The organism is Crocosphaera chwakensis CCY0110 (assembly GCF_000169335.1).
Lineage (GTDB): Bacteria > Cyanobacteriota > Cyanobacteriia > Cyanobacteriales > Microcystaceae > Crocosphaera > Crocosphaera chwakensis.
Genome location: NZ_AAXW01000054.1, coordinates 22796 through 29449 on the forward strand (window position 1 = coordinate 22796; position 6654 = coordinate 29449).

Annotated in this window: 4 protein-coding genes; 1 reads left to right on the forward strand and 3 read right to left on the reverse strand. The window is 37.5% G+C overall.

What is annotated here, in order from left to right; all coding sequences use genetic code 11:
- Positions 1-54: 54 nt before the first annotated feature.
- Both CY0110_RS22160 and CY0110_RS22165 read right to left on the reverse strand, forming a co-directional pair.
- Positions 55-2073 (reverse strand): zinc metalloprotease HtpX, encoded by a 2019-nt coding sequence (locus tag CY0110_RS22160; protein ID WP_008277811.1) that lies wholly within the window; start codon positions 2071-2073, stop codon positions 55-57.
- Positions 2074-2225: 152 nt separating this feature from the next.
- Positions 2226-4106, reverse strand: a complete 1881-nt coding sequence (locus tag CY0110_RS22165) for a ribonuclease catalytic domain-containing protein (protein WP_008277812.1) — start codon at positions 4104-4106, stop codon at positions 2226-2228.
- A gap of 312 nt (positions 4107-4418) precedes the next feature.
- Between CY0110_RS22165 and CY0110_RS22170 the strand changes: the two genes are divergently transcribed.
- Positions 4419-5576 carry a ferrochelatase gene (locus CY0110_RS22170; protein ID WP_008277813.1) on the forward strand — a complete coding sequence of 386 codons (1158 nt, stop codon included), beginning with the start codon at positions 4419-4421 and terminating at the stop codon, positions 5574-5576.
- 198 nt (positions 5577-5774) lie between these two features.
- On the opposite strand, the gene CY0110_RS31085 is transcribed toward CY0110_RS22170, so the two are convergent.
- Positions 5775-6654, reverse strand: an 880-nt coding sequence (locus CY0110_RS31085) for a PEP-CTERM sorting domain-containing protein (RefSeq protein ID WP_408605586.1), incomplete at its 5' end; no start/stop codon positions are given.

Sequence of the window (6654 nt, forward strand, 5' to 3'; positions counted from 1 at the left end):
ATTAGCTATTCATTAAGTATATCTGATTTACCTCAATCTTTAATAATTGATACATTAATTAATAAAAATTGGCAAAATCAAGCCAAATATAATAATCAGTAATCCAGTGACAAACCCACTAAATCGAGGATAACTTTTGACTGTTTTTTCTTTACTCAATAACTCCATTAAATCAAACCAAGGAGAAACGCCCCGACGAAACCATCCGACTGTTCCTACAGAGGTTCCGATTAATTTTTCTACTTGAGTTACACCAAACAAGAAGTTACCGATCGCACCAAAACGAGAGACATAACGAGTAAAAATGATCCCCGTTTTGTCCTGTAATTTCATATCGGAACCAAAGGTATAACCTGCATCTCCCCTGCCAATTAATTTACCTTTTAGTTGAACTGGTTTTCCTCTTACAGGACTACTATAAGGATCACACATCAAAGTAAAAATATCTGTGTCTTGTGCTTTTTTAAAATTAGGATAAACAAAAATTGTTTTAATAATAAAGCCGGCTCCAAATCCAAAAGCAATAAAACTAATCAACAAATTATAATCTTTCATTGATACGCTCAAAAGTAATCCAAAAATAAACCCAATCAATCCTCCAATAATATGACTATTACTAACAATCAACTCAATAATAAAATTAGTCATTAACTTTTGTTTATTGAGTTTATTTCCTTCTTTAATGACACTAGCCATATTAAACTGGGAACCGATGTCCATTTGTTCAGCATAAGTGCATAAAGCTTGAATTCTTTTTCCAGTTAAGGGGTGAGTTGAATTAAATTCAGTTACTTTTGCCCAAGGATTAAATAAGTCCCAAATAAAAACTTTTTCTAGTCGTTGAACATCAGAATTACTGCGATAAATTGTTCCAGAAGTAGCAGCAGCTTTTCCATCACAAATTCCTAAAGCACGAGTTCCTTCTAATAATTTACTGGATTGTGTATTGTTTTTCAGTTCTTCTGTAATTCCGTACGCTATTTTAATCAAAGCTCGTGATAGTGCATTAGGATTTCCTGTTGTTTCAGCAGCAAAATGATCAGCATAATATTCTCTGGTTCGAGATAAATAAAGGATTAAGTAAGTGCCAATAATGTAAAAGATATAAGCAGCAATCGAAGCAATTTTTAAGCTATCTTTTAACTTATTATCACTATTTCCTTGATTACTCCATCGGCGAGCAAATAAATAAATTAAATATGTAATCTGTACTAAGGTAGAAGCTACAGTCATAATGGCAAAGTCCCAATGGACAATATGACCTAATTCGTGGGCATAAACTGTGGCAATTTCATCATCATCTAAATAAGTAAATAACCCTTCACTGACCACGATACGGGCATTTCCCGGAAGGGAACCATAAGTAAAAGCAGTGGGGTTTTGGTCATTGATAATGCCTAAACGAGGATGGGCTAATTGTTTTTCTCGACACACCCGTAAAATCATCTCAGCAGCTTCGGGACTGTGACGTTTAATTTCGGCTAAATTGACCCAACGGGTCTTATAAAGCCATTTTTGAATAAAATCCATGAGCAGAGGAGACAGAAAAAATGTCACCCCATTAAACATGAGGGTAACGATCAAAGAGATCATTAACCCTAATAAAGGATGTTGACTATCAAAGATTAAAAATACCCCTAAAGATAGGGATAACACCATCCCTAACAAGAGAATAATGGTGAAGTTGGAGGCAAAGGTGAGACTATCAACCATTCTCGGCATCATCAACCTAACACCGGTTTGACTAGCTCTTCCTGCTATTTTAGTAAACTCAGGCTCATTATTATATTCGTTGTTCCTAATGTCATCTTGATTGACGATGGATAAAAAGCTTTTAGCCCATTCTTGAATTTCTCGGTTAGAATGCTTTTGTAGGGTTTGAGCTAGGGTGATGGCTTTGTCCTGTTGTCCGTTGCCTCGATAAGCTCTTGCTAGGGCGATTAACCCTTGAAGGTAACAGTCAGAATTGCGATCGGGATAATTTTGACAAAAATTGCCTAACAGACTGACAGCTTGGGAATATTGCTGTTGTTGTAAGGCTTTTAGTCCCTCATTAAGTAAATCTATTGACATGGGTCGCCTTTAAAGATTTGATCACAGTGTCTATGTCTTAGAAGTACCCAATTTCTACTTAATAATTGACAAATTGTGATTAAAATTCTTAAAGCTTGCTTTGAAAGACTACATAGGTTATGAATTTGTCGATGGTTTCACCCTTTCTTTCCTCAGTCTTCTATTTCTTCAATGACATAATTATTCAGAGCTATGATTGCTTTTAAAGAAGCCTGTGCTTTTCCTTCTTTTTTGGTTTGTCCTAGGGCTTCTGTTTCAATTAAAATTTCGTCTAACCATTGAACTCGACAATCACAATGCCATTGGGTATTGACTTGATGGTACACATAAGCTGGATTTTTAAGTTTTAATCGTTGCAGGGTAGTATGTAAATAAGCAATAGGATTATTAATCGCTTCAGAGGAAAGATTTGATAAGTCTAACGGTTCTTCAGTCACCATAGAAGCGTCAGCTATCATTGTTTCTTCTGTTAATAGATCCTCTAAATTACTTTCATCGATATTGGTGGGATCATCTAAAGTATCTTCTAATTTTCCTTGTAACCAAGAGCGGTTAGATTGATGTTTAGCCGTTTGTTTATTGCCGGCAATAGAAGGGTGACTGGTGGTTTGTCCTTCAAATACTGTCCAAAAAGCAAATTGTCCTGAAGTGGTTGTTTTTTCTATATAATCTACAGTAGTTTGTCCAATAGTAGACGCGATTTGTAAAATTTGTGTGGCTAAAGCAGGTTGTTCTGCTAAATAGTTAAATAACTCATCTTTCATTAAAGTTCGATTATCGGGGTTTTGATAGTCTCCAAAGACTAAGTAATATAAATCAGACGGTTTGAGGCTACGATTTTCTAACCGTTGTTTTGCTTCGGGTACTAATTTATCTAGTTTGGCAACTTTCAAACTATCTTTAAGGATTTGAGAAAACTCTTTATCTGATAAGGTCGGAATCGTTTCTTTTTTATTCAAGACATTGACAGTTTTTAGCAAACGCTGTTCTCTAAAATGTTCGTTACGCTTTTCTTTAACTTCTTGCCTTTTTTCATTGATATATTGGGCGATCGCTTCTAATTCTTCTAGCTTATAAGGAGGCTGTTTCTCTTCAATAAAAACGGCTTTGAGAATACGATGATTGACATAATCAGCCACACGACGAATAGGGGAGGTAAAATGAGTATAAGCAGAGACGCAAAGGGCAAAATGACCAATAACAGCAGGGGAATAGGTCGCCGAATCTAACCAACTTTGTAACTTTTGACGAACTAATTCAGGCATTCCCAAAGTGGTTAAGGTTTCAATAAGAAGTTTACTTTCAGGGGCAATGGCTGAGGCGGTATGATTACGGTACAAAATGGGCAGTTGATGTTCTTCAGCTAAACGGGCAACGGCCGTATTGGCTAAAACCATGAATTCCTGGATAATCTGTTGCGAATGATATAAGGGGGGTTCAATCAATTTTCCTTCTTCGTCTAGGGTGACACCAGCAATGGTACTTTGTCCGAAAGCCCCTCTATTTTGCCGATTCCAGGCGAGTTTCTGCGCCCAAAGTTCACAATAGCGTAACACTTGAAACAAGGGCTGTGAGGGGTCATTTAGGGTGCGATCGGCACTTTCGTAAGAGAATCGTTTGAGACTGGTTAAATGACTAGATAACAGTTGAGTTTGTTTAATATTGGCTGACTCATCTAAGGTGATCCGAATCGTCATCGTCCATCGGGGTTGAGCTTCTAAGAGGGAGAGTTTATCTTCAGATAACTCACGGGGAAACATGGGTTTGTTTCGTGTAGCAAGATAACGGGTTTCGACTTGTAATAATGCTTGTTGTTCGAGTTGGGACTTGAAAGGAATTAAGGCGGTTACATCAGCAATATGGACAGAAATCACCACTCCTGCTTGATTAGGTTCTATCCATAAGGCATCATCAAGATCCTTTGAGGTTTCACTATCAATAGTAAATCCTAAGACGGGTTCCCTTTCACCAATGGTTAAAGGTTCTTTGAGAAGTGTATCAATTTCACTACGGAGAATAGGGGAAGAGGTCATCGCCACTATGATCTATACAGAGAGAACCGAAGGTAAATTCGTTACTTGTTCTACTGTATCCATATTACTAGGAACTATCTCTCCTGAAGTGTTGAACAAATTTTCTTGAATAAAGCTTAAGATACCCCCCTGTGATCCCCCCCTGGGGGAAGGTATCTTATACTAATAAGTAAGGAGTTGTTGCCCAATATCCTACCGACTCTAACCCCTTACTATAGGGTTCGAGGCCAATAAGGGGCGATACAGTCATCACATTGCTGATGGTGGGTCAACTCTCTTCTGAGAATCACAATCTAAATGAGGTAACAATAGATGGTTGCAACACCAGAAAAACAAAAGATTGAAACAGCAGAAGGAAAAAATAAAAGCGATCGCGTCGCAGTGTTATTAATGGGTTACGGTGAAGTCGAAAGTTATGAAGATTTTGCCAATTATAATGAACAAGCTTTAAATTTATTGACTGCTAAATTTGCACCGGTTCCTACTTGGATCTATCCCCCTTTAGCTAAGTTATTAGCTATTTTTGACCTCCATGAGTGGCAACACCAACACGATCATTTTATTTCCCCTCATAATCATATTTTTGAACATCAACGGAAATCAATTGAAAAGAATTTACAAGAAAAATGGGGCGATCGCGTTCAAGTTTTTAAAGCATTTAACTTCTGTAAACCTTTTTTACCTGAACAAGTTTTAAGCGAAATTAAAGCCCAAGGATTTGATAAAATTTTAATCTATCCTTTGTTAGTAGTTGACTCAATTTTTACCAGTGGCATTGCTGTTGAGCAGGTTAACAATGCTTTAGCATCTTTAGCAGAAGGAGAAGAACATTGGTTAAAAGGATTGCGTTATATTCCTTCATTTTATAACGAACCAGGTTACTTGGATTTGATGGCTAAATTAGTTGACGACAAAATTAAAGACGATTTAGCAGATAAATACCTACCTTCTCAAATTGGGATCATTTTATTAAATCATGGTTGTCCCCATGAAGCGAAAGGATTTACATCAGGAATTGATGAAAGTCAGATATTATATGAATTAGTTAGAGAGCGATTAATTCATCGTTATCCTTTGATTTCCGTGGGTTGGTTAAACCATCAAACTCCTTTAATTAAATGGACTCAACCGAATGCAGAATTAGCTGCTAAAAATCTCATGGAATTAGGGGCAAAAGCGATTATCTTTATGCCTATTGGTTTTGCGACAGAAAACCATGAGACGCTCTTAGATGTAGAACACATTATTCATGGTTTACATAAGAAATCTTCCGATGTTACTTATGTACAGATGCCTTGTGTAAATGACGAGCCTGAATTTTGTGAAATGGCTGCACAATGGGCTGATTCTCACATTGCTGAGTTATTATCCACTGAAGCATTAACGGTTAATCCCGCTTTAGCAACGGGGATTTTAGACGTTAATCATCATCATCATGATCATGGAAATGGTCATCATCATCATCATTAATTGATGCTAGAAATAGGAGTCAATCTCCCTGGTTTAATTTAAACAACCTATCTTTGCTGATAGCTTTAGGGAAAACTGGGGTTATGACTGTATCATAAAAAGAAGTGAGGTTACTTGTGTTGAAGGCACAAAATTAACCCCACTAAACTTAACTCAACTACTTAACAGTTATCTGTGTCGGACAGATGCAGATAACTGTTATTTTTGTTTTTTGCGCTTAGCAGCAACACCAAGTCCGCTAACCGCAAGGAGTCCAAAAATGGTGCCGGGTTCAGGCGCTTTGGTTTGAGAGAAACTTTGCTCAAAGCTGTTGACGACACCATAAGAAACATTAGGTCCGATGCCAAAACTTTCTGCGGTCACTTCTTTAAAAATAAAAAGCTGTTTATATGGAGTCTGGAAGTCAAGCTTGTCAAGTCTCTTTTCAACGAATTCACCAGTATCCGAGTCGAACTCATGAAGTACATCTTTTTCATTCTTCATTCCACCATCAATGGGATCATTTCCGATGGCAGGATTGAGGAAATCTTGATCTTCAAAGACAAATTCGTGGACCTCAGCCCTGGCATTAGATGTGGGTTCTGTCGGTAAAATAAGTTCAGACTCAAATTCTTTGAGATAGTTGTCTGTAATGTATTGACTTGGGTCTGTCACTTCCACTTTATAAGAAAAATGATAGTCGATAATGCTTCCTGGACCAGTTCTTCGAGTATCCCACTCACCGAAACCAGTACCATTTAAAATATCTCCAAAATCTTCAAACTTTAACCCAGGGTCATATTCTGGGGTTGTGTCATTATCCATAAACCCAGTCACTCGGATATTATTGGCGTTGACACCGCCAGTATTAACGTTTTCAAAATTAAACATAGAAAAGAGCTTATCATCTGCTTGGATGGTACTCCCAGCATATAAATCGGCAAGGGTACAATAGCCTAACGCTGCGGTAGGACAATTGTAAGTAACGACTGCTTGAGCAGAGGGCGTAACTGCTAGTGCTGCTGAACCAGCAAACCCAGCGATCGCTAATGTTTTCCATAACTTAGGTTGATTCATTCTTGCACTCCTAAAGAGAATT